At 60.2% G+C, this 22,420-nt stretch carries 22 protein-coding genes and 1 pseudogene; 6 read left to right on the forward strand and 17 right to left on the reverse strand.

Annotated features, from left to right (window positions below):
• Nucleotides 1-2,382: strawberry notch-like NTP hydrolase domain-containing protein (locus tag OE747_RS18545; RefSeq protein ID WP_263830034.1), on the reverse strand; the 2,382-nt coding region annotated here is incomplete at its 3' end.
• Between the two features lie 177 nt (nucleotides 2,383-2,559).
• On the opposite strand from OE747_RS18545, the gene OE747_RS18550 reads away from it, so the two are divergent.
• On the forward strand, nucleotides 2,560-2,856 hold the full coding sequence (locus OE747_RS18550) for a hypothetical protein (protein ID WP_263830035.1): 297 nt from the start codon (nucleotides 2,560-2,562) through the stop codon (nucleotides 2,854-2,856).
• 435 nt (nucleotides 2,857-3,291) lie between these two features.
• Nucleotides 3,292-3,831, forward strand: coding sequence for a hypothetical protein (locus OE747_RS18555; protein ID WP_263830036.1), 540 nt, complete (start codon nucleotides 3,292-3,294; stop codon nucleotides 3,829-3,831).
• Nucleotides 3,832-3,890: 59 nt separating this feature from the next.
• Here OE747_RS18555 and OE747_RS18560 read toward each other — a convergent pair whose 3' ends face one another.
• From OE747_RS18560 to OE747_RS18595, 7 genes are all read right to left on the reverse strand, one after another.
• A complete protein-coding gene (locus OE747_RS18560; protein ID WP_263830037.1) occupies nucleotides 3,891-4,535 on the reverse strand; it encodes an antitoxin of toxin-antitoxin stability system in 645 nt (214 codons plus the stop codon).
• Nucleotides 4,528-4,947 (reverse strand): hypothetical protein, encoded by a 420-nt coding sequence (locus tag OE747_RS18565; RefSeq protein WP_263830038.1) that lies wholly within the window; start codon nucleotides 4,945-4,947, stop codon nucleotides 4,528-4,530. Before OE747_RS18565 ends, OE747_RS18560 begins: the two co-directional genes overlap by 8 nt.
• Nucleotides 4,948-5,217: 270 nt before the next feature.
• Nucleotides 5,218-5,595, reverse strand: a complete 378-nt coding sequence (locus OE747_RS18575; RefSeq protein WP_263830040.1) for a DUF6915 family protein — start codon at nucleotides 5,593-5,595, stop codon at nucleotides 5,218-5,220.
• A gap of 10 nt (nucleotides 5,596-5,605) precedes the next feature.
• Nucleotides 5,606-6,097 carry a DUF6878 family protein gene (locus OE747_RS18580; RefSeq protein WP_263830041.1) on the reverse strand — a complete coding sequence of 164 codons (492 nt, stop codon included), beginning with the start codon at nucleotides 6,095-6,097 and terminating at the stop codon, nucleotides 5,606-5,608.
• 97 nt (nucleotides 6,098-6,194) lie between these two features.
• Complete coding sequence (locus tag OE747_RS18585) at nucleotides 6,195-6,713, reverse strand: DNA repair protein RadC (RefSeq protein ID WP_263830042.1); 519 nt, start codon at nucleotides 6,711-6,713, stop codon at nucleotides 6,195-6,197.
• A gap of 95 nt (nucleotides 6,714-6,808) precedes the next feature.
• A complete protein-coding gene (locus tag OE747_RS18590) occupies nucleotides 6,809-7,309 on the reverse strand; it encodes a hypothetical protein (RefSeq protein WP_076367269.1) in 501 nt (166 codons plus the stop codon).
• Nucleotides 7,310-7,402: 93 nt separating this feature from the next.
• Nucleotides 7,403-8,602: a DUF932 domain-containing protein gene (locus OE747_RS18595; RefSeq protein WP_263830043.1), complete on the reverse strand. Its 1,200-nt coding sequence runs from the start codon at nucleotides 8,600-8,602 to the stop codon at nucleotides 7,403-7,405.
• A gap of 327 nt (nucleotides 8,603-8,929) precedes the next feature.
• Here OE747_RS18595 and OE747_RS18600 point away from each other — a divergent pair, with 327 nt between their 5' ends.
• Genes OE747_RS18600 through OE747_RS18610 form a run of 3 tightly spaced genes read left to right on the forward strand, consistent with a single transcriptional unit; the run spans nucleotide 8,930 to nucleotide 10,714 of the window.
• Nucleotides 8,930-9,913 (forward strand): helix-turn-helix domain-containing protein, encoded by a 984-nt coding sequence (locus tag OE747_RS18600; RefSeq protein ID WP_263830044.1) that lies wholly within the window; start codon nucleotides 8,930-8,932, stop codon nucleotides 9,911-9,913.
• Complete coding sequence (locus tag OE747_RS18605) at nucleotides 9,906-10,196, forward strand: hypothetical protein (RefSeq protein ID WP_209507375.1); 291 nt, start codon at nucleotides 9,906-9,908, stop codon at nucleotides 10,194-10,196. Before OE747_RS18600 ends, OE747_RS18605 begins: the two co-directional genes overlap by 8 nt.
• Nucleotides 10,193-10,714 (forward strand): hypothetical protein, encoded by a 522-nt coding sequence (locus OE747_RS18610; protein WP_263830045.1) that lies wholly within the window; start codon nucleotides 10,193-10,195, stop codon nucleotides 10,712-10,714. Before OE747_RS18605 ends, OE747_RS18610 begins: the two co-directional genes overlap by 4 nt.
• Before the next feature lie 53 nt (nucleotides 10,715-10,767).
• Here OE747_RS18610 and OE747_RS18615 read toward each other — a convergent pair whose 3' ends face one another.
• Nucleotides 10,768-11,172 carry a single-stranded DNA-binding protein gene (locus tag OE747_RS18615; protein WP_008335991.1) on the reverse strand — a complete coding sequence of 135 codons (405 nt, stop codon included), beginning with the start codon at nucleotides 11,170-11,172 and terminating at the stop codon, nucleotides 10,768-10,770.
• A gap of 427 nt (nucleotides 11,173-11,599) precedes the next feature.
• Here OE747_RS18615 and OE747_RS18620 point away from each other — a divergent pair.
• Nucleotides 11,600-11,920 (forward strand): annotated as a pseudogene (locus tag OE747_RS18620) (H-NS histone family protein).
• Nucleotides 11,921-12,065: 145 nt separating this feature from the next.
• On the opposite strand, the gene OE747_RS18625 reads toward OE747_RS18620, so the two are convergent.
• The 8 genes from OE747_RS18625 to OE747_RS18660 form a co-directional block, all read right to left on the reverse strand.
• Nucleotides 12,066-14,174, reverse strand: a complete 2,109-nt coding sequence (locus OE747_RS18625; protein ID WP_209507370.1) for a hypothetical protein — start codon at nucleotides 14,172-14,174, stop codon at nucleotides 12,066-12,068.
• 217 nt (nucleotides 14,175-14,391) lie between these two features.
• The gene (locus tag OE747_RS18630; RefSeq protein ID WP_009574204.1) at nucleotides 14,392-14,556 is read right to left on the reverse strand and encodes a hypothetical protein; all 165 of its coding nucleotides are present in this window, start codon (nucleotides 14,554-14,556) and stop codon (nucleotides 14,392-14,394) included.
• Between the two features lie 387 nt (nucleotides 14,557-14,943).
• Entirely contained in the window at nucleotides 14,944-15,417 is a 474-nt protein-coding gene (locus OE747_RS18635; protein WP_263830046.1) for a hypothetical protein, read from the reverse strand.
• A gap of 99 nt (nucleotides 15,418-15,516) precedes the next feature.
• Complete coding sequence (locus OE747_RS18640) at nucleotides 15,517-17,685, reverse strand: ParB/RepB/Spo0J family partition protein (protein ID WP_263830047.1); 2,169 nt, start codon at nucleotides 17,683-17,685, stop codon at nucleotides 15,517-15,519.
• Between the two features lie 180 nt (nucleotides 17,686-17,865).
• Nucleotides 17,866-19,077 (reverse strand): plasmid replication protein RepC, encoded by a 1,212-nt coding sequence (gene repC / locus OE747_RS18645; protein ID WP_071167364.1) that lies wholly within the window; start codon nucleotides 19,075-19,077, stop codon nucleotides 17,866-17,868.
• A 214-nt stretch (nucleotides 19,078-19,291) separates the two neighbouring features.
• The gene (gene repB / locus OE747_RS18650) at nucleotides 19,292-20,221 is read right to left on the reverse strand and encodes a plasmid partitioning protein RepB (protein WP_263830048.1); all 930 of its coding nucleotides are present in this window, start codon (nucleotides 20,219-20,221) and stop codon (nucleotides 19,292-19,294) included.
• Nucleotides 20,205-21,398: a plasmid partitioning protein RepA gene (gene repA, locus OE747_RS18655; protein ID WP_040179904.1), complete on the reverse strand. Its 1,194-nt coding sequence runs from the start codon at nucleotides 21,396-21,398 to the stop codon at nucleotides 20,205-20,207. The genes repB and repA overlap by 17 nt, the downstream gene beginning before the upstream one ends.
• A 134-nt stretch (nucleotides 21,399-21,532) precedes the next feature.
• Complete coding sequence (locus OE747_RS18660) at nucleotides 21,533-22,414, reverse strand: recombinase family protein (RefSeq protein WP_263830049.1); 882 nt, start codon at nucleotides 22,412-22,414, stop codon at nucleotides 21,533-21,535.
• Nucleotides 22,415-22,420 lie beyond the last annotated feature (6 nt).

Consider the following 22,420-nt stretch of genomic DNA (forward strand, 5'->3'; position numbering starts at 1 on the left):
GAAGGACGTAACCCAGAACTCCTCAAATGATAGCGATGGTGCCGCGTTCCTTCGCATTATCGCGTCCTCGCGATTACGCACATTATGCGCAGCTGCGCATAACGTCCGGAAGGCCCCGGCATAGGCATCGTAGATGCCGCGCTGCTCCAGTGTCAGCGCATGCTCCAGCATCTCGTATTCGACACCGTCATAGGAAAGCGACCGGGCGGTGTAGAGGCCGAGCGCCCGAAGGTCGCGGGCCAGAACCTCCATCGCCGCGACACCGCCAGCCTCGATGGCTTCCACAAACTCGGCGCGAGTAGCAAATGGAAAATCCTCCCCGCCCCAGAGCCCGAGACGCTGCGCGTAGGCGAGATTGTGGACCGTCGTCGCGCCTGTGGCGGAGACATAGACCACGCGGGCATTGGGCAGCTTGTGCTGGAGCCGCAGGCCCGCCCTGCCCTGCTGCGAGGCTTCCGTGTCGCCGCGTTCGCCCTTGCTTCCTGCGGCATTCGCCATGGCATGGCTTTCGTCAAACAGGATCACCCCGTCGAAATCCGCCCCGAGCCAGTCGACGATCTGGTCGACGCGGGATTTCTTCCCACCTCGTTCTTCCGAACGCAGCGTCGCATAGGTGGTGAAGAGAATGCCCTCGGTAAGCGGGATGTCGCGGCCTTGTGCAAAGCGCGAGAGCGGCGTGACCAGCAGGCGCTCCTGCCCGAGCGCCGACCAGTCGCGCTGCGCATCTTCCAGCAGCTTGTCGCTCTTCGAAATCCAGAGCGCCTTGCGGCGGCCCTGGCACCAATTGTCGAGCAGGATCCCGGCCGATTGGCGGCCCTTGCCCGCCCCGGTGCCATCGCCGAGGAAGAAACCCCGGCGGAAGGCGATAGCATCAGCGGCGTCCTCCGGTGCTGCGGATACCACGTCTCCGGTCTCATCGACGGTCCAAGAGCCCGCGAGACGCGCGCCATGCGCCTCCCCCGCGTAGATAACGGTCTCGAGCTGCGCGTCTGACAGCAGGCCGTCGCGCAGGACGGCCGCCGGAAGCTTGGGGCGATAGCTCGGTTTCGGAGGTGCGACAGAGGCCATGGCCGCCGATTGCACAAGCTTGGTCGGGTGTCCGGTCGCTGCGGGGATGTCGATCGCCTGCAGACGGAAGGTCTCGTAGATCGCGTCGGACAGCCGTGCGGCGTCTTCGTCCTCGGCGGCGTCGCGGAGAGCATAGTCCAGTTCCTCGGCCTCAATCGGCGTTTCGGGTTTCGCCATTTTAGCCGCAGAGGTCGCGCGCGATCGGCTGGTGGTTGTGTGTGTGGCGCGGGCAGGACTTCCCGGGAAGAGGGAAGAATGGAACAGACCTGCATTTGCGGCCTGTTCCAGTTCGAGGCGCGGCGGAATCTCTGCAGTGACCCGGGACATCAGATGCGCCACGTCCCTAGACATGGGTTGGCGCAGGTCTGCGGTGGTGCCGCCCGGCTCGCCGCCGCGGCATTTGTCGAAGACAGAAATCCGCGTCTCGAAGCTGGTGCCGTGCTTGGCGAAAGCGGCGCCCGACACCGCGCTGGTGAAGACGAGATGGGCCGTCTCGGTCATACGGCCGAAGGTCTCGGCCGAGGCCGGCGCATCCGGCGCGAAACCGGCCCCTGTGATGGCGACGAGCCGCCCGCCGGGGGCCAGGCGCGCGAGCGACGAGCGCAGATGCCGGGCCGTCGCCTCGGTCGACCGACCACCGACATTGGCCACAGCCGAGAAAGGCGGGTTCATCAGGATGACGCTCGGGCTTGAGGAGGCGTCGAGATGATCATCGATCTGCGCGGCATCGAACCGGGTGACCGGTCGGCCCGGGAAAAGCAGCCGAAGGAGATCGACGCGGGTTTCGGCCAGCTCGTTCAGCGAAAGATTGCCGCCCGCGATCTCGGCAAGGATCGCCAGGAGCCCGGTCCCGGCAGACGGCTCGAGGACCAGGTCGCGGGGCGTGATCTGTGCTGCCGCCAGTGCCGCCAGTCCCATGGGCAAGGGCGTGCTGAATTGCTGAAACCGCTCCATCTCTTCCGACCGCCGGGTGTGCGTGGGCAAGAGACCTGCCACCTTGGCGAGGATCGGCAACAGCGCCGCAGGCGAGCCGGCACGCGCAAGCAGCGCCCGACCGAACTTTCGCAGAAAGAGGACCAGCGCCACCTCGCCCGCCTCATAGGCGAGCTTCCAGTCCCAAGCACCGGTCGCATCGGAACCGCCAAAGGCATGTTCCATCTCGCGGCGCAGGCGCAGCGCGTCGATCTGAAGCCCTTGCGCCAGATCGGGCTGCAGCGCTTCGGCAACAGCAACGATCGCAGAGGCAGGATTTGCTGCCAACGGGACAATGGGCGCAGGCAAGGACGCCTGCGCAACAGGGGCAAGATGGGTCATCGGGAAACTCCGGAATGAAGGACAGGATCAGGCCCGGACTCCCTCTCTCGGGCAGCCTCGGACCTGATCTTTCCCGGCCCCTCTCTCCCTCTCGCACCAAGGTGTTCCCGACGCTTGGCTTGATTTTGTTCTTGTTATGTTCTATTTTCAGAGCCAAGCCAGAAAGGGGGTTCCACCATGGAAAGCAGCACCCGCGCCCTGCCCGTAACACCCAAGCAGATTGCCTATGCGCGGTCGCTCGCCCTGCGCAACCGGACGCTCCTGCCCTGGGAGGTTCAGCAAGACCGGCGATCTTTGAGCGCTTGGATCGAGGTTCAGGCCCGGCTGAAGCCTGTATCGGACATGGACCGGCTGCCCACGTCCAAGCAAGTAGCCTTCGCGGAGAAACTCGCCCGGATCAAACGGCGCGCCGTTCCGGACGAATGCTTCCGCGACAAGGGGCTCTTGTCGAAGTGGATCGACGGGAACAAGTGACAGAAACGGGGCGCTCGCCCCCCGACGAACGGGGTCACAGGCCTGCGGTATCTTCACACATCATAACTCTGAGCTTGGAAGAGCCATTCCTGGTGAAGGTCGACTAGAAGCAGAATAGTGGGATGACCAAGCGCCACCGCACCATATTGGGCTGAGAGTTTGCCTCGCCAAATCTTCTTGGATTTCCGTAAGTAGATGTATAAAAAGCGAAAACCCGCGAGGACCTGTAACGGCTGTCGCGGGCTTCTAAGGGTTTGAAGGCCTGACTTTGCCTTCGATTGCTCTCATATATGGGTATCTTCGCACGACTGTCAAGCGCAGTCTGACGGTACGCGAACAGTCGATCGGAGCATTAAGTATTTGGTAACAAATATAATTTCTCAAGAACGCCTCACGAAGTACCTCGTTGCTGCTGGTCACAATCCAGATCGCGCATTGGCCCTCTATGGCTGGAACATTCAGCTCAGTGAGGCTTTCTTCCCTGTACTGAGCGCAGCCGAGGTCAGTCTAAGGAACATAATCGTCGCTCGCCTCATCGCGCTCTATGGTCCGCAATGGTGGGATGACCCTGCCTTTCTCTTGCAGATCAAGAGCGGCGGCAAGCGCATAGTAAAGACAGCACGCGACAAGCTCGTCACAACGGGCGCGGTTACCTCAGGGCGAATGACCGCAGAGCTCAATTTTGGATTCTGGGTGAAAATGCTGCTGCCAAGGCACGAACCCGTCTTCTGGGCAAATCTGCATGGAGAATTCCCTCACCTGCCGGGGCCTGTTTCCTATGCACAACTATACAAGCGCTGTGACGATGTCCGTGAATTTCGCAACCGCGTCTTTCATCATGAACCAATTCTTCATCGAAATATCACCGCTGAGTATAGTCAGATCATGGAACTGATTAAATGGTTGAGCCCAGATAAGGCCATCTGGATCAAACAATATTCCCGGGTCATGACGGTTGTGCGGCAGAAGCCGTGACCACTGCCGATATCTTACAACAGACTAGCCCCCGCTTGTCTGCGTGAAACGAGATCAGCTCACCCAAACCGCCGCCCTCCTTCCGTGAACGTATACTCATTGACGATGATCCCCTCCTCGATGGCCTCGTCCGAGGTGAGATGGTCGTATTCGGCTTCAAGTTGGCGGTAGAGCCAGCGGGCCAGATCACGCAGCGCCTCGGTAATGACTTCTTCCGCGTCCTCGGTCGGCGGCTGCCAGGTCGGGCTGTCCCGCGTGACGTCCACCGACATGGTGTATTCATGATAATAGCGGCCACGGTGGCTGGCCTCGGCGGCGAGTTGGTAGAAATTCCGGCGCTGGATGGCCTGCAGCCGGTCGGCGATGCCGTGCAACGTCGTGTCCGTGGGCGCGTAGTCCCGAATGCGCGCGGCGGCGCCCTTGGCGTGGGACCAGTAGCCTTCGAACGAAGCTCCATCACCCTGGCTCCAGAAGCCGGAGAACCAGATGCAGGGCTTGGCCCGCGTCCCGCCGCCCATCAAGCGGACGGGGGTGGTTTTCAGGCGGATGCCGAGGATCTCGCAGACCCGCTCAAAATCCTCATAGACCGCGTCCCACCAATCGTCATGGGGGCCAAGCTCGCGATACCAGCTGCGCGCCTTCTCCTTGGCGGCATCCGAGAGTTCGGGGAACTGGTAGACGGTGGTGCAGATCACCTCAGGCATCGATGTCCTCCCCGTTCAATGCGGCGGCCAGCCACTCTTGCGTGCTGGACCAGCAGATGGATTTGCGAGCGCCGAGATCGATGGCATGCGCGCCGCCACCAAAGGCGTCGAGTCGTGGCCGAGAGCAGGTCAGAGAATACTGGAACCCCCAAAGGCCGGTGAGGTCGAGCTCTTCAGCAAGACGCAAGACGAAGCGGATGACGGCTTCGACATCGCCGTGTTCGTCATCATGGATCCAGAGGCTGCTGCCCTCGGCGGCATCCTGGTGCACGAGATCGAAGCCAGCGATACCCGGGTCGTCGGCGTCCTGATCTGCAGCGCGCAGATCGTGAAACAGCGCGAGAGCTCGGGCCGCCTTTTCGGGAGTGCCGACGTCGAGCAGGCATGAGAAATGGGTGAAGTAATCCGCCATGGGGACCTCCTGAATGGGGAAGACCCGGCCAGAAGGCCGAGTACTGGATTGGAAGGGTCGGCCGGGAGCGATCAGCCGATCGACGTGTCGTCTGCCGCCTGTCGTGCGACATGCGCGCAGAGCATTTGTCGGTAGAAGCGCTTGCGCGCCGACCGGAGGCCGCAAACAGCGCGTGTGTCGGGGTGCAGCGCCCGGACCGCCGCGCGAACCACTGCCAGTGGCGAAGCGGTCGGCGGCAAGTCAAGACTTAGATAAGTGGGATCGGTCATGTCACGTGACCTCGACCACGGGCGAGACGAGATGCGGATCGACCTGTGCCTCGATCCGTTCGGTCCGACCCATCCAAGGCTCGGGCCGAATGGCCTTCACCCAATCGGCGAAGCTCGGGATGAAGCCGAGGTCCTCCTTAACATGCTGCTCGCCGACCCAGCGGGTCGGGATGACGCGCCCGGTCGACAGCATGAGGGTCGGGCCGAAAATCGTCTCGGCCATGAAGATGCCCTCCGCATGGTGGCGCAGCGCCCGGTGCCGAAAGTCGGCTGTGATCTCCTTGCTCTGGTCGAACCAGGAATGCACGGCGAGGTAGTCGTCGACCGTGCCGCCCCATTTCTTCACCGAGGACAGGGCGTGGTGGTAGGGATGTGCCATCGCCGCCCCCTCAGAAATCGTGCGTGTAGAGTTCGGACGAGGTGAAGCGCTCGTTGAACTCAAGGTGGATGGTGCGAGCGCTCGCGTCGAAGCAGAATTCGCCGTAAGCCCCGTCGTTGTTCTCCCAGCCGCCATGGGTGTCGGAGAGGAAGTCGTAGGCCAGTTGCTCGACGACATCTTCGAGCGAAAGCGCCCGCATCTCGACCTCCGGGTCGTCCCAGGTCAATGCGGCATAGGCGATCTCGGTCTTGGGGAAAGGAACTTCGGTCTCGCCAGCGTAGGCTTCGATGCTTTCAACCTGGCCGCTATCGCCATAGCCGTCGAAGCTCACTGTCACATGGGCGATGCCCGCGGCAGTCAGGCCATCGAAGAGGCGCTCCTTGTTGGCCGGTCGCAAAGCTGCGATACGCGCGTCACGCTCGGACTGCCGAGCCAGCACGGCGGCGAAATCAATCTTGGACGGCGCCATCGGCGCGGCCAGGGTGGGTTCGATCTTGGACATTGGAAACTCCGGAATGAGGAAAGGGATCTGAACCCCGAGGCTCTCTCTCGTCCTCGCAGGCTCACATCCTCCCCTGCCCTTCTCTGACTCTCGCGCGTCACGCCGCGATCTGCAGGGCGCGAGACGCGAAGACACGCCAGAGCGGATCGACAAGACGGGCATCGAGAAGGTCGGCGTGGTGCCGCAGCCGTCGCGCGAGGCCATGTTCATGCCACTCGGCCGCCCGCATGGCCTGCGCGCGGGTCTGGCTGGCCTCGGACACGACGGCGCGGGCTTCGGCGGCATCCAAGACCGGGTGGCACCATGCGACTCCGCCATCACAGGTAGCTCCGGCCAGAACGAGACGGCCCTCCCGATCGAGGATTGCCAGGATGCGCGGAGCGTCTTCAGGTGTGATATCTTCGGCGTGAACGATTGCCCCCTGCATGGCCTCGGCCAGCGTGGCAAACCGCTCCAGTACCTTGGGGTGTGCCTGCCCGGACATGAGAGCCCCGGGCGTATGGCAAGCCGTCGTGAGTGCGAACGGCAAATCTTGATCTGCAAAAGCGGTCGGGAAGCTCGGCGGCAAATCTGTTTTCTGCGTTTCCGGCTGAGTTTGGAGAGGAAGGTCGAACATGGCATATCTCCGACGGTGCGGAGAGCCTCTCTCTCCGCTTCAAACCGTCAAAGACCAAACCGCCCCCTCGGACTCTCTGTCGCTGATCGGGCCGATCATTTCGGCGTTGGTAAATCGCCCCATCGAACCCGCAAGTAGCGCCCTTCGCGCTTTGGAAGATCTTTTCGGTCGATCATCCGACCCGAGACCTGAAAATCCTCGTTGATCTTTACAACCAAGAGCTTGTTGAAATGCCCATTTGTATCGACCACAACCACATCCTTTGTCTTGAATGGCGTAATGGTCTTGACCTCGACATGATCATTGCCAAGTCTTCCGTCAGCACCCTGGGCATAGGTCTTGTTCAGCTTGATACCGTACGTAATAGCACCGAACAGCTCACCGATATCGCCGTAGACAGAGAGGTGAAGACCGGTCTCGAGGTGATAGCTTTCCGCAAGGGACAGGAGATCCTCAAAATATGGGATCATAGACCTGATCGCGTTCGGGTATTTAGCGCCCCACTCCTTGTAGCGAAGCTGCTCGTCGATTTCCGACCAGGTAACCCATTCACCGTCATCATAAAATGCACGATCTGACCAATCAATTTCGTCCATGCGCGTACTTCCAACACCTAATCGTGCCGGGCACAGTAGCAGATCGATGAAACAGGAACGAGACCGGAGGCGATATCGCCTCCGGTCGCCACCTCAACCAACGCGGTCGAGAAGCTTCTTGGCGCGCCCTTCCATATCAAGGCGGGCGTCCTGCTGGGTCTTGTCGCGCGCAAGCCGAGTAATCCCCTGCACGAAATCGAAGATGCTCTCGGGCGGGCGGCCTTCCTCCATCAGCACCTTCTCGATGATCTTGCCGGATTCGGCCTTCGAGAAACCGCGCTTGCGCAGGAAATCCGCGCGGTCCTCGTCGCTGCGCGCCACGATCTGCTGGCGCGCCGCCTTGATGCCGTTCACGAACCCCTGCGGCGAGGAATTGGCAAACCGCGTCAACGCGGGCGCGGCCTCATGTGCAAAGCGCGAGGCGGCGTATTTCGAGTGGCGGATCTTGATCTCCTGGAAATCCTCGACGCCCCACAGGTTCCGGTTCTGGCACACCGCCCGCAAGTAGAAGCTCGCCATGCCGAGGGTCTTTGCCCCCACCTCGGAGTTCCAGCAGTAGAATCCCCGGAAGTAGAGGTCGGGCGAGCCGTCCGCCAGCTTGCCCGCTTCAATCGGATTGCGATCGTCGACCAGGAACAAGAAGACATCGCGGTCCGAGGCGTAGAGCGTGGTCGTGTCGCGGCTGATCTCGACATCGGGGTTGTAGACCCCGGTCGACCAATCCAGCACACCCGGCACCTTCCAACGCGTATCGCCCGTACCATTGCCCGCGATGCGCTGCACCGCCTCGACAAGCTCGAAGTCATGGATGCGGCCGTAGTCGGGACCGGTCACGGCGCGCAGTTCCGTGCGGCCATCCTCGGTCTCGAAGGTCTTCACCTGCTCGGCGCGGTGGTTGGTCAAACCGTATTGCAGGTTGATCCCCGCCAGAGGAGCAGGCAGCTGCCGCAGGTAGGAGGCCGGAGCGCCGACAATGCTGGCGAGCTGGCCGAAGGCCCAGTGTGTGGGCGCTACGGGTTCCTGCGCTTTCGGCAAGACCAGGTGCAATCGCTCGGCGCTGTCGCGCGTTGCCTCGACACGGATGTCGGCTGTCTGAACCACCCTGCTGCGGCTGCGCTCGGAGCGACCTTTCACATTGGCCCAGAGATCGTCGAGCGACAGATACCGCTCGTCATCCGGCCGATTGAACCATTCGGACGACACCCGCCCGTTCCGCTCGCCCCGGCTTGCATCCACTTTCCAGCCAACAGCCCGCGCCGGCTGAACCGGATCCAAAACTTCCACAACGCCCATCGGCATTCCTCCGTGACAGACGCTGGAAGCCACTCTCCCAGTCTCCAACCTGTCGCAAAGGAACCATCCTTGCTCTGACTCTCTAACCCATGACTCGACTTCAATCGATTTAGACTGACAGCTTGAACTGCCGCAGTGCGTGATACGCGGAAGTATCATGTCGAGCGACGTCAACCTCGGAACGTCGTACCAAGGCATCAGCAGCAGAGACATTCCTTTATCTGACGATATCTTACCTCGCCTTTTTTCAGTCTATCTAATTAATTTTGATTCTGGATTTATAGGTATTTCCGTATCACTTTTATCTCCAGAGACTTGGAGGATGTCATGACCATACCCATTCACCCTGAAGCACTAAAAGCGCAGCGCTCGCGCAAGCGCTGGACACAGGAAGAGCTTTGCGAAGCAACAAGCGGCCCGAACAAGGTCAGCCTTCCCACCATCAAGAGGATCGAGAGCACAAAAGAAGATTTCTATCCCGCTCAAGATCGGGTGGCACTGACGCTTGCGAAGGTACTCGGAGTCAGCACCGAAGAGCTCGGCAAAGAACCGACCGAGCGCGCGCAACTTGAAGAATCGCTTCGCAAGGTGGGCTACCGCCCGCTGCGCACTATGATCGACGCCGAGACGGCGCTCGCGTTTAACATGGTGCAGGACATCTACGGCATCCCGATCCGCTCACAGATCGAGATGGCGCCGCTCTTCATGACTCTGCTGGCTGAAGGTAGTCTTGCTTGGCGCCGCGAGCGCGTCAAAGCGATCGAAGAAGCCTCGGAAGCGCTACAAGGCCTCGGCGGCGGCCATTCCTCTTATGTTTATACAGCGTGGCGGATAGACGCAGGTACTGCGGCCGAGCGCAAGTCCATTGAAAAAAAGGACTTCTTTGGTATCGACGTTTCTGAAGAAGCTTTTGATTGCGGCTACGATAGATCGCAAAACAATCCCTTCGCCGACTACCTGCAGGACTTTGCGAAAGAAGTGGGCGCGAAAAACATTCGCTTCGATGCGGACTTCGGATGGAAGACAAGTGAGGGACTTCCGAACTACCGCATCGGCGCTGAGATCATCGACCATCTAACCGACGATGATCCCGATGCCGAGTACGCGCTTCTGCGCGGCCACGTGCGGATGAAGGACATCCCTGAAGAGCTCATGGGCGACAAAAAGAAAGAAGAGCGCGTTGCGTGGATGATCGCACAGATACCTGAAGAGGAACTCGCAGTACGCAAGGCAGAGCGTGATAGCCTAATGTCCCTGCTCGATACTATCGATCTTCCCACAACATTCCCCAAGGGAGGCAACGATGACTGAACTAGCCCTCACACATCACGCCCAAGCACGCATGCGCCAGCGCGGGTTCAAGGAGGAGGACGCCGATTTGGTCTACCGTGTCGGCACCCGGGTGGCGGATGATGCTTTTCTTCTGACCGACAAGGATGCTGCCCGTGCCATCCGCAAACGCAAACAAGAAATTCAGCAACTCGAGCGGCTGCGTGGAAGCCAAGTAATCGTCGAGGGAGAGACGCTTATCACCCTCTATCACGCGACGCAGCGCACGCGTCGTAGCCATCGAAAGTCTTGGAGGCACTTATGACACCTGCAACACAAGAACCAACCGTGTTGGTTCGAATGCCCGTACATCTCGTCGACGCTATCCTCAAGATGCGGGACAGTCTTGATCGGGATCTCATGGCAAGCTTGGCAGCGAGCATCGCCGGTGACGCCAATGTGAAAATCAAGGAAACTGGCACGCTGCCGAAGCCCTTGAACGAGCCGCGCCACCACAAATACAAAGCCGAGTATCTTGGCGTGAGTATCGGAGGCCGTACGCTCCCCGATGTATTTGCCGCAATCGTGGACTTGACCGCCGAAATTGCGCCTGAGGCCCTTGAGAGGCTCGCCGATATGAGAGCCCGATCCAGACGCTACGTCGCACGTAACCCCGAGGCTATTCATCCCGGAAACAAAGAGCTCCCGACCAAACGCACGACTTCTGGCTGGTGGATCAGCAAAAACATAGGCCAAGAAGACCTAATGCGCGCACTGAAGGCGCTTTGCGATGCCAGTGGCCTTCGGTTTGGAACTGACGTGAGGTTTATCGTTCAGTCTTGAACTTGGCCGTTTCCGGCGGGTTGCCCCGCCGGGTCCGGGGGAAACCCCGTTCCTCAGAACGGGATCTCATCGTCGCGGTCGACCAGCTCGGGGTTTTCGTTCTCGGCCGACTTCGGGCGGCTCAGGAAGTCGACCTTCTCGGCGATGATCTCGCAACCGTAGCGGTCGTTCCCCATGCTGTCGATCCACTTGGTGTAGTGGATGCGGCCGTGGACGAGGACCTTCATGCCCTTTTCGCAATGCTCGGCGACCGTCTTGCCGAGACCGTTGAAGCAGGTGATGCGGTGCCATTCGGTGTCCATGACCCGGTAGCCGTTCTCGTCGCGCATTACACGGCCTTCCGAGAGGCGGGGACGCGAGGTGGCGAGGCTGAAGTTGGTGATCTTGGTGCCGCTCTGGGTGGTGCGGACTTCGGGGGTCTGACCGATGTTGCCGGCGAGGATGACGATGTTCTGCATGATAAGCTCCTGTGTTTCCTGTCTTCGGGACCGTCCCTTCGACAAGACCCTGAAAAAGCCCGTCGGGCGACGCGTGCACGGTGGACAGCATGGACACCGGACACCCCCAGAGGACCGGGGTGGAGCGGGCAGGACGCCAACGGCGGCCAACACGGCCCGGACTGACGCGGGGTTGCGCGCAGGAGACCAAACGGGATTAGGGGATTGTCAGTCGAAGGGATGGCCCAGGAGACAGAGATGCGGGGAGAGCGCATGCCAGACCCTGACATCCCGGCAACCGGGACAGCCTGACCCCCAGTCCAGCACCTCCTTGGGGACGAAAGCGGCGATCACAAGCCTCCGCCACCCCTGCCCGCCTTCCGGGAGTTGCGGCACCCTGCCGCGACGGGCTATCGGTACCGGAGCATTCAGGACACGGTTCGCACCAATGGCTGATCACGATCTCGAGGCACTGTCGCTCAGCGAGCTGAAGAAAATGTAGAAGGACGTCGCCAAGGCGATTGCCACCTTTGAGGATCGGCAGAAGGTGAAAGCCCGCGCCAAGGTGGAAGCTCTCGCCCAGGAACTGGGCTACACCCTCGCCGAACTTGTCGGCACCGAGACGAAATCCTCGCGTTCGCCTGCAGCACCGAAACACCGGCACCCTGAGAACCCGGCGCTCACCTGGTCAGGCCGAGGACGCAAACCGCAGTGGTTCGTGGAAGCCCTGGAAGCAGGAAAGACCGCGAGCGATCTGGCCATCAGTTGAAGGCTTGGTCTACGCGATCGGCCCAGAGCGGCAGTTCGCCTCCCAGCCGAGCGCTGCCACGCAGCTTCACAGAACCGGTCATTCGTCCATCGCGCAGCATTTTTGGTGGGTGCGGGTCGGCGGAGCGGCAACAAGCTGACCTTGATCAAAGCGGTGGTAGCTTCAGGCGGTCCCTATATACTCCGATGCGTTTGCGAGCACGATCCACGACGTCCCCGTAGAAAAGAAGTTCCGAGTACAGCTGCCCAAGTGTAGCCTGGCTTTTCGGCTCCTTCACGTCGTCGGTGCTGAAGAAGCCGTTCTCACCGGGCAAGCGATTGTAGCCTCTCAGGCGGATCGGATTGATGGTATCCCCTATCAGGTATCCGTAGAACTTCTTCAGCCTTCCGTTGGACTTCGCGGCCAAGAGTGTGGCGTATTCCATCAGGTCGTTGTCGTGCTCGTCGAGACTGACGCCGGGCGCCTTGAACTCGACGATCACAACGGAGCCTTCCTCGTGGAACAGCGCTATATCCGGGCGGCAGCCCCCGTTCTCCTCACCTATCCGGTTTAGCAACTCGCCAACGGCATCATCGACGTCGGCTTCAAAGAGGCTTTGGCCATTGTCCCATTTGATCTGGTTCAGCGGCATGTCAGAGGCGATGTAGTCGTAGTAGTGGTACTCCTCGCTGAGCAACCAGACGTCGTGGTCCGAGACATCCTCGCTGTCCTTCCGCATCGGGAAGAAGATGCTGTGGATCAGGGCCTCGTTTTTGCGGCGCTTTCCGTCGGGTAGTTCGGTCTGGACGTTGAGGCCCTGTTTCACGGCCAAGTCCAGCACGTCGATCAATGCTGACCTGCGAACAACCAGCTGCGAAAGGTTGGCCATGTCTATCGTCTTGAGCGAGGAGGCGAATTCCCACGAAAGATCGTCGATCTTGCGTCGGAAGTCATCGCTGTCCGGGGCGAGGCCCTTGATGGCCTCCTTCATGGCCGAGAGGCTGGACGTCTCGTTGACCACCTGCTCCTGAAGGTTCGTCAAGACACGCTTCGCGACCTCGTTCGGGGTGTCCCCGAACTTCACGCGCGTGTTCGAGTACGAGAGCATCTCCTCAGACACGCCGAAGTCCTTCGCCACGTCTTTCACGATAGTGTCCCTGGACCAATCCGGTGGCGTTATGAGCTCCTGTACCTTGTCGTCGAGAACCGAGAATATGTCTTCGAACGTAATCTGCATCCCTCCGAAGAGGTCGCCTGAGCCGTCGTCCAATGGAATCTTATCGAACCCATCGCGCTGCTCGTTCACACCATCATCCAACAGGGCCCCCTCGATCAGGACAATGTGGTAATGACCGTCAATCGCATTGTTTTCGAGCGTCTTGGTCTTGAGGTAACGACCAGTGATGAGCTCAGCGATCGATGCCTTCGCACACAAACCTATGATGTTGCGAGGCAACGGGTACTGCGTCTCGTCCAGCTTGTAGTGCGTTATGGTGAAGTCGGCTGACACCTTTTCCTTACCTTCGACGTGTTCGACGGTAATCGACGTCACGGACGTGTGCTCGGGGATATCCGCGGGCGTCAGGGTCTTTTCAGACTTGTTGCCCCCGAGGTCACTGACGAACTTGATCCGGAAGTCGCCGAGGTCATCCTTAAGGCTGACGAACCTTTGCAGCAGGTTGAAGAGAACGTGCTGTCGGATCGCCTCGGCAGTGAACGTCCTGTGCACGCTGGCGACGGATAGGATGGTCTCGCGCAGCTTCGGCACCACGTGCGAAAGTCGTATATGGGTCCCGACTTCGCCGGTGTCCCGATCCTCTACCGTGAAATCGGTCTCTTCGATGGTCTTTCGGTCGCGCAGAAAAGGCAGTGAGACATGCTTAAGCCCGTCTCCCTCTCTGTAGGTTGATGATAGTGACACCGCCGTGAAATGGTGGAAGAACTGGACGCGACCCGTTCCCTTGCACTTCCCAATGCCAGGGATGTTGAGGTCGTCCTTGTAGGAGGTGTCCTTAGTCAGGAAGGCCTTGCGCTGCTCTGGCCCAAGACCGCAACCGTTGTCCTCGCAGGTGATCTCAAGCTCGAACACCTCGCCGAGCAAGTCCGCTTTCGTAGCTTTCACCTTGAGCGTCACTTCCAGGGCAACCGCGTCGGCCTCATCCCTCTTTCGGATCAGGAACGCGTCGATCGAGTTCGCCAGTAGCTCATCCACGACCACCAATGGATTCTTACTGATGCGCGTGTTTTTTAGGCTACCGCGGATATCCAGCGTCACTGTCGTTCCTCAATCATTTAACGATTTGTTTTTCCCACTTATCCTAGCGTGCTCTCTCCAAGTCAATTTTCGCGTGCTTGAGCCCTTGTAAGCTCTATAATCTGCGCTGGTGGCACACAGGCGTTCTTCAGATAGGTACCGCCGGTCACTCTGTCGGCGATAGGCCCGGGGGCGCACCTGCGCCTTGCCTGGGCCCTCGGGAAGTGAGGCCGAAGCCTCACCCGAAGGGATCGTATTCCGAGACGATCACGACCTCGTCTCCGTCGATTTCATCGGCGGGGACGGCGCCATAGGTTCCATCACCGGCCTGGAAGACGACGATCGAGACCATGAGCGTGGCGGCGAGAGAGGCGGCGAAGGCGTGAGCATCTTTGCGGGACATCTGTTTGGCTCCTGTCTTGGAGGCGGAGGACCATCCCCCGCGCGACAGGACCCCGCAGGCCCGAAGACTGGCTGACATCACCGGGTGCGTTCGGCTCGTCCGAATCCACCCGGCGGCACGGGCTCGCCCGTAGTCCGACCCCTTTGCGGGTTGATCTCCAAGACAGGGTTTGGGGCAAGGAAGGGAATGGCGAGCGGGGGATGGTGCGACCGCTGACTGGAGCCGAGTGTCCCGCTGATGCTATCGCTGCCAGCCTCCCGGGCAGGCTCTTGGGTGAAGATCTCTTTCCGTAATGGATTGGATCCTATGGTGCCCCGCGATCTCACAGGACAGAGTCGTGATGGGTGAGAGGCCCGCGCTTGGGCGGGCCCCTTGGATTTTACAGGCTCAGGCGGCGAGTTCTGCGTTCCCTGCCCTATCGCCGTCCTCGCTGCCGACAATCTCCAGCCGCGCGTTGCGATAGCCTTCTCTGGCGATCCAGAGTTCCGCAGCCGTGACAGACTCGGCCAGGTGGAGCAGCTCCGTGCAACCGCCGAAATCCAAAAGGACACGCACCTGCCCGGGCTGTGGTTCCTCAGCGACCTCGAAGGTCAAGGCGCTATCCGCCGAATGGGTCCGCATGATCGTCACGAGTATGACCCCGTCCGAGGAGAAGTTCCCCTCGTGCAGCGTGAACGACGCCGGCGCCGTCCAGGTCCGATAGGGTCGCGGCGGCTCCTTCTTCACAAGCCGACCGACGCCGTTCGAGCGTTCCCAGGCCGCAAGCTTCTTCGTAAACCGCGCAGGCGGTTTCGGACTGTTGTCGGTGTAGCGAATGAGCGCGCCCAGGGGCGCGTCATCGAGAATAGTGGTTGCAGACATGATTCCTCATCCTGAATGCGTCATTTTGCATTCATCATATTGATATTGTTGATTTTTATGTGATTGAGGGCGGGGAAACCCGCCCTCGAATGGCGCGGATCACTCCGCAGCCATCATCGATGCATCATCACCCGGCAGGTCAGCGGTTAGGAAGGCGGGAAGGCCGACATCCTCGGTCTGGCCGGCGTCGGAAACGGGCGCAGACGCCCCCCGCCCTTCCGCCTCGTCGAGTGCTGCCAGATCGTGACGGCGAAGAACCTCCGGCAACCAGCCGCTGCCTTTCAGCAGACGCTCGGCTTCGGTCGCCATCTCGCCCTTCTTCAGGTGATCGAGGAGTTGCGCCGTCCCCTCCCCCTTCGCCTCGCGCACGGCCTCGAGGATCCGGGCCTTGGGCACACGGTTCAGATAAGTATCGACCGTCGGCTCCCAGCCCGCCTCGACCATGTCGAGATCGACCGCCTGTGCGACCAAGTCGGACTGGGTCATCCGCCTGGTCAAACCGCCGGCGGAGATACCGGCACCATAAGGGTTCACCTTCTCGTGGAGCGCGTTGATCCCGAAGCTGAGGCAATGCGCGAGCAGGGACAGCCGGCTCGGCTGATCAAGGGAGGTCAGGTAGTCCCAGAGCGCGGCATCGTCGTCGAGCGGCAAGTCGGCCTCCCATTCCGCGTGGCGATCGTCCAACAGCTTGGCCACCACGCTGTCCTTCAGATCGCTCGCCTGCGCCGACATGTAGACGTGACGCACCGAAGCCTCGAGGCAGCTGCCGGCCGAACTGGACGTCCGGAAGGTGTCGCAGACAAGCTTCAGGAGCAGCAAGGTCAGGGCGACGTCAGGCGAGCGCCCGACAGCTTCCCGCAATGCCAGGGTGCGGTGCGCCGTCAGTTCCATGACCAACCGCTCGGGCAAGGGCTTCAACGCACCATCGTCCTCGTCGTCGGGCACGTTGGCGGCAAGCGCCTGACCGGCAGAGGTGATCACCGTGCCATGGCCGACACCATCCGCGCTGCTCGCAGCCGAAAGCTCAGTGCCCTGCCCGTCTGCTGCCGGTTCACCGCTGTGGACATCGGCGTCTTCCCGTGGCTCATCCTCGGGCCGCACAAAGCCCCGATAGACGGCAAGCTCGCCAAAGCGGTCAAGCGTCACGAAAGCCCCTGCCCGTGCGATCTCCACATCGTCGAAGATCAGCGGCCGGGCCTCGAGCTTCTCCATCGCGACTTCCAACGCGCCAAGGCGCGCGTCGATCTCTTCGGGGAATTCATCCTGGCCCTCGTATTCCTCCTCGAGCGCCCGGTACTCGGCAAGCAGCTTGGCATGGGCCGCGCCTTCGTCATCCGTCATCGGCGCTGGATCTCCGCTCAGTCGCCGCAAACCGTGGCTGTAGCCATAGGGCAGGTCGAGCGAGACCTCGATCCATTTCCAGCCCTCGGGCGCGATGGCTTCGGCTTCAGCCTGAAGCTTCTCGCTGACCAGGCGATCAAGCAAGGCAGGGTCTTCCAGCCAACCGCCGTCGTCACCCTGGAAAAGGTCGTGCAACATGGTGCCGCCAGCCATCTCGTACGCCTCGATGCCGACAAAGACGGCACGACGGTCAGAGGCGCGCACCGAGGTTTCCGTCAGCATCCGCCGGATCTGATAGGGTTCCTTGTTCCACGACGACCGGATCGCCTCCCAGACCTGAACCTGACGCTCGTGATCCGGATTGACGGTGAAGGCCATCAGCTGCTCCAGCGTCATTTCATCCTCGGCATAAAGTTCGAGCAGGGCAGGGGCCACGGCGGCGAGTTTCAGGCGCTGTTTCACCACCTGCGGCGTGACGAAGAAGGCGGCTGCGATCTCTTCATCGCCTTGACCCTTCTCCCGAAGCGCCACGAAGGCGCGGAACTGGTCGAGCGGATGCAGGGCTGCGCGCTGCATGTTCTCAGCGAGCGAGTCGTCTTCGGCGAGGATCGCGGAAGTGGCATCCCGCACGATGCAGGGAATGGGCGTGGTCTTGGCCAGGCGTTTCTGCTTCACCAGGAGAGACAAGGCCTGGAAACGCCGACCGCCCGCGGGGATCTCGAACTCACCGGTCTCGGACCCATCCTCGGCCAGAACGGGCCGGACGCTCAAGCTTTGCAGCAACCCGCGGCGGGCGATGTCTTCGGCCAATTCCTCGACCGAGATGCCGGCCTTGATGCGCCGGACGTTGGATTGGCTCAGCACGAGCTTGTCGAAGGGAATGTCCCGGGACGGGGACAGGGTGACTTTCTGGGCAGATTTCGCCATCAGATCTTCTCCACGACGGGCGCCGGAAGCCACTCTTCCGATCTCACTTCCCGTCACCCCTCCAACCAACAAACCTTTCCCTCTCCTGTTCTGACACTCCCGAGACAGGACCTTAACAGCTGTTAAGTCGTCAGTCCCGAGGTGGCGGAACAGTACGCAGTCTCTCAACCTTAACAGCTGTTAAGCTGCAGATCGTCGTCCAATCAATGCCATGACCATCGGCCCACAGGAAAACTCACCGGCCACAGCTTTGGCAGTCAGAGCTCGCAAGTATCCACCAGGCGATCTGATGTCCTCAAAGCGTTCCAGCATGGCAGAAACGACGATCGACGCTTGCTCCGGACCCATGAACCGCTGCGCTTCTTCCCATGCAGACGCACTGATCCCCATAGCTGGTCGCACATGGCATGCTGCATCGAAAAGCTGGTGCCAATGCCGGATTTCGCCTTGGTAGAAGGTCTTGAGCGAGGGACATGCTGCGATCACCAGGTGCAGCGGGATCTTTGGCAGGTGTCTTGTGTCCTGTTCATCGACGTCAGCCACGGGCTCATCCCTGTCCACATCTGGCACGCCGGCCGCCGCCCCGCTTTTTTCTAAAGCAGGTTCAAGATCTATAGATTCTTTATTTGAATTATGATGGTGACGCTCAGATCGAGCATCATTGGTGTTCATTTCTTCTGTTTCAGAGCCATCAATGATGTTGCGTGCCTGGTCGAGGAGAGCTTCAAGATCGGCTCGATATGCCGCGAGGTCCTCAATTGAAAGCTTACGGCGAAGCGCGCGCGCTGTGAGGATAGCCTTGTCACGAAGCTGGTCCCAGATGCCTAGGCCTGGCTGCATCTCGTCTCCGAACTCCGCGAGAGCCGCGAGATCACGCCGCATGAGGCTTACAACCTCTCTCAGACGCCTGACGCGCTCCTCAGCCTCACGTACGGCCTCTGCGGCCCGTGCTATCTCCTCGGATTGGCAGTAGAGCGGGGAAAGATCGAAGCCAAAGGCGACGCGCTCTTCGCCGTGCTTGCGGACGTAGCGCTTTCCATTGGGGCTATCACGCCGCTGGAGCAAGCCAGCCTCGACAAGACGCGCGAGGTGACGACGCATCGTGGAGCAGGGCATACCATTCAGGCGCTCACAGATCGCCTTGTTCGAGGGGAAGACTACCATCTCGGCGTTCCCGCCAAGTGCATCGTCTGGAAAGAAGCTGAGGAGACCCTGCAAAACAGTCAAATCACGTTCTGACACGCCAAAGGCCGCTTGCGCCTTGGAGAGCTCGCGCAGGAGTTCCCACTTGTTGACGGGTCTGCCCGGAACAGAAGCCTCGGGTCGCTCAATCACGCGCAGATGGGCGTGCGAGATCGGCCGCATAAACGGCGAAATCGGTGTGTACTCCATGAAAACGTTCACGAAGGCAAAATTTCTACGGCCCGCGAATCGCTTTGCGCTTGCGGGGTAGGGGCCAGAACGCTACATTCAGAAGTGCGAAAACTGAGATTTTGTAGCGGGCTGATCCCGGTGCGAAACCTTACAAAGGTCTCGTGAAGCTAGCTTCTCGGGGCCTTTTTCTTTTTTGCCTGTATCGTGCCTCCTTCTTGTTGGTTGCTCTTCCTCAGTCTTCTGAACGCTTCCAGCGCTCATGAAGCTCGGTAATCAGCTTTGAGGCATTGCCCTCCAACCAGCTGACAAATTCAGGTTCATCCGTAGTCAGATCGAGTTTTAGCTGCTTGCCTTGGCGACCGGTCTTGACTGTCGCAGCTCCGACACCGGGGATCGCCAAAGCAGGCACGCCCTTTCTAGACGGGTTTGCTTTCTTCTCTGGACTCTTCGCAGCTGCCAGAACTGCGAGAAACGCACGCTCAGAAACCTCATCGACCGAGCCGGAACTTTCGGACTTGGCTGCATGAGCTACGGCTTGCAGTTGGTCTCGATCACCGTCGTAGGCACCCAAAGCCTTTTTGAGCTCTTCCCATCTCGGGCGACCAATCCCGGGAGCTGCACCAATTGCCTGGATGAGTTCCTCGCCGACTGTCCGAACGACACTCAAGAGTTGTGAAACCCCAGCTTCGTGGAGGTTAAGGACCTCGGCGACACCTCGATTGGTGCGCTCAGCCCCTTCCAAATGGTCACCGTCCAGAAGCGCCGTCGCAACAAGCGCCCGTTCAATAAAGCTCAGATCACGACGCTCTTGGTTCTCGAGAAGCTGATCTCGAAGCGCTTGATCACCATCAACTTCCGTGACGATGGCTCGAACTTTGATACCGAGTTCGCGACATGCTTCCAGGCGTCTGCGGCCATAGATCAGGTTGTAGCGATCGCCTTCCAGTGGGCGGACCAAGACAGGCACACGCTGACCGTTCTTGGAGATTGAATTCTTCAGGCCCTCAACTTCAATCTGAAGCCTGTCATCCAATCGTCCTTCGGTAATAATCTGCGCCGGATCGATCTCAAATACACCGCCACGCAGTCGGCGCCCTTCAAGAGCGTCAGGAGCGTTGCGAAGGGTCTGCAGCGGCAGGCCAAGTTTAGGCTTTCTTGCCATTCCGCCCCCATGTGTTCTGGATGATTTCAGCGATCTCATCGTTCACTGCGTTCATGGATTCGATCGCACGATCAAACGTCTGACGCGTGAAGTCCTTCTTGTCAGCTTCGTAGAGCGTTTGCTTGGTCAAGCCGGCATCAGAAATTGCGGTCGATTCAACCATGTGATTGGTCAGGACCGACCTCCCGAACAGTCCGCGAATGAAAGCGATGACTTCGGTTTGTGGCGCGTCGCCGACTTTGTATCGCGTTGGCAAAAAACGCAGCCAATCGAAGCGCAGATTTGCGCCTGCATCCCTGATCACTCCTAGGAGATCCGCGGTCATTCGCAGGAATTGGGACATCGACATGAGGTCAAGCATCTGCGGGTGAACCGTCACGAGGACACCCGAGGACGCGGAAAGTGCTGACATCGTCAAGAAACCAAGCTGCGGCGGGCAGTCGATCACAACAACGTCGTAGTTCGCTTCAACACTATCGAGTGCGTCATGAACTCTCGCGAAGAATGCTTTCGCTCCGCCTCGCTGGATAGCAGCAGGCGTCTCGTGCTCGAACTCCATGAGTTCAAGGTTGCCCGGGATAAGATCAAGGCCGCGGATGTAGGTCTTGCGGATCACTTCGGCGATCGGAACCGGATCGTCATAGCGAACGGCATCATAGAGGGTTCCGCCCTCCATAAGGTCGAGTTCTGGCTGGATTCCGTGAAGAGCCGAAAGAGATGCTTGGGGGTCGAGATCGATCGCAAGAACCCTGTACCCCTTGAGCGCCAAGCGCTGAGCGAGGTGAGCAGACGTCGTCGTTTTGCCGGACCCGCCCTTGAAGTTCACCACTGAAATAACTTGAAGCTCGTCACCGTCGCGGCGCCCAGGCACGTAAGTTCCAGACTTTTTTGCGTTTCCTTCAAGCGTCTGCCGGATTTCCCAGATATCGTCGAGCGTATAGCGACGATGACTTCCAGCCGTCGTCTCAACGTCAACGATCTTTCCTTCTCGATGAAGCTTCCGAAGATAGGTATGGTCGACGCCAAGGAGCTCAGCAGCTTCGCCGCTGGTCAAAGTGCGCATCACTTTCTTTGCATCCGGAGGGAAGTGTGCGGCGCGCTGAGCATGCAGGTTCGACGCGAGAAGTTCCGCGTAGTGCCCGATGGCGATGTCTAGATCCTGCTCTACTTCGCTCATGTCTGCCCCGATCCGTGGGCGCGTTTTTTATGTGACCGCGCGTTATTTTTCGAGACTATTGCCCGGCCAACCAGATTCGTGCAAGCACTTTCTAGATTTAGTGGCAATCGGTTAGGCCAACACAAGTGTGATCCTCAGAGGAGCCCCAGCTTTTCAGCACGCTCCAGCAGCATTCTGACTGAGGAAGGCTGCCAGCTGGTGCGACCGCGAGGGGTGCGCTCACGCATGGATTCCAGTCGGTCGCAGATTGCCTGCAAGGTAATCTCGGGGTCAGCACCTTTGATTGCGGCGACAATCGCAGGCAGGCGATCGTCGGTTTCGCGACGTCCAGCGCGTCCAAGCACTTCAGCGGGCAGGAATCCGTCCGCCACGTATGCCTTCACGGCGCGGAGCAGGCGGCTTTGCGTCCAGCGCCGATCATGGGGCAGGGGGCCATTGATGATCCGCAGGACGTCTTCCCAAGCCATATCGGGGCGCAAACGGCGCACATGGGGCACCCAATCCTGCGCAGTTTCGTTCAAGCGCTCCATGTAGCCGTCCTGCCGCGCCAGCCGCACCTTGCGCAGCGCTTCAGGGTCCTTGGCGCGAAGACCTGGGTTGCCGCCGACGCGGCCCTTTGAGCGTGCCGAGGCAAGTCCGGCTTTGGTACGCTCGCGGATCAGGGCGCGTTCGAACTCAGCCGCAGCGCCCAGAACCTGCAGCGTGAACTTGCCCTGCGGGGATGCGGTGTCGATGGGGTCCTGCAGGGAGCGGAAGAAGGCGCCCTTGGCCTCCAAACGCTCAATCACCTCGAGAAGGTGAGACAGAGACCGCGCAAGCCGGTCGATCCGAACGACGACCAGCGTATCGCCCTGGCCCACGCGCTCCAGCACGCGTGCCAGCACCGGCCGCGCACGATTGCCGCCCGAGGCTTGCTCTTCAAAGACCTCAATGCATCCTGCAGACTGCAGGGCCTCAGACTGGGGCAGGGGGGTCTGATCCTCTGTGGAGACGCGCGCATAACCTATCAGGGGCATGAAATC

The sequence above is a fragment of the Ruegeria aquimaris genome (assembly GCF_025751555.1).
In the GTDB taxonomy this organism is placed as follows: Bacteria; Pseudomonadota; Alphaproteobacteria; order Rhodobacterales; family Rhodobacteraceae; genus Ruegeria_B; species Ruegeria_B aquimaris.